Annotated in this window: 1 protein-coding gene and 1 pseudogene; both read left to right on the top strand. The window is 47.0% G+C overall.

Features of this window, described 5'->3' with window-relative positions; all coding sequences use genetic code 11:
* Nucleotides 1-522: SecD/SecF family protein translocase subunit (locus tag A3750_RS18900; RefSeq protein WP_156498742.1), on the top strand; the 522-nt coding region annotated here is incomplete at its 5' end.
* Between the two features lie 21 nt (nt 523-543).
* A pseudogene (locus A3750_RS18895) lies at nt 544-1,033 on the top strand (protein translocase subunit SecF); the annotation flags it as partial.

The following is a 1,033-nucleotide window of genomic DNA, read 5'->3' as shown; positions in this document are numbered from 1 at the left end:
CCAAGCCTTGGTCAAGCGAACATTGATGCCGGGCTTCTGTCTGTACAAATCGGTTTCGGACTTGTTCTCATATTTATGCTTATCTACTATCGCGTTTTCGGTTTAATCGCGAACGCAGCGCTTCTGGTGAATGTTGTGTTGCTGTGTGCGCTGATGTCGATGATTTCTGCAACGCTCACGTTGCCGGGTATCGCCGGGATTGTTTTGACAGTTGGTATGGCTGTGGATGCAAACGTTCTAATCTTTGAACGGATAAGAGAAGAGCTAAAGGCTGGATTGTCTCCGCAGCGCGCGATTGACGCTGGTTACGGTCGAGCTTTCGTCGCAATTCTCGATGCAAATATCACTACATTTATAGCAGCAATTATACTATTTGCCGTTGGTACGGGGCCCGTGAAAGGCTTCGCGGTTACGTTAGCGCTGGGTATTCTGACTTCAATGTTTACTGCAATTTTCTTGAGCCGCGCGATTACTAATCTTGTGTATGGTTCTCGCAAAGTTCAAACGTTATCCATAGGTTGATGAGTAGTTAAGGTGAAAGAAATGAATACAATTGACTTTATGGGTAAGAGAAAAATCGCAGCAGTTGCTTCGGTTTTGCTTCTCATCGCATCTCTCAGTTCGCTCGCGATGCAGGGCTTACAGCTAGGGCTCGACTTTACTGGTGGTACCTTAGTTGAGGTCGAGTATGCAGCAGCACCAAATCTCGAGGATGTAAGAAAGACCTTGAATGATGCTGGCTATGACAAGCTCGTCGTTCAGAACTTCGGTGCTGATACTTCAGTGTTAGTTCGCTTATCTCAAGGCTTTGACGATAAGGTGGGCGAGCAAGTTCTTAATGTATTGTCCGGTACTGGTGATGCGGTGACGCTTGAACGCGCTGAATTTGTTGGATCACAGGTGGGTGAAGAACTCCGAGAGCAGGGCGGCTTAGGTTTATTGTTGGCCTTGGGAATCGTCATGGTATACGTAGCACTCCGCTTTCAGTTTAAGTTTTCTGTTGGTGCGGTTGCAGCTCTGATTCACGATGTGA

This window comes from Oleiphilus sp. HI0079, assembly GCF_001635105.1.
This window is presented reverse-complemented; position numbering and strand designations above follow the sequence as displayed.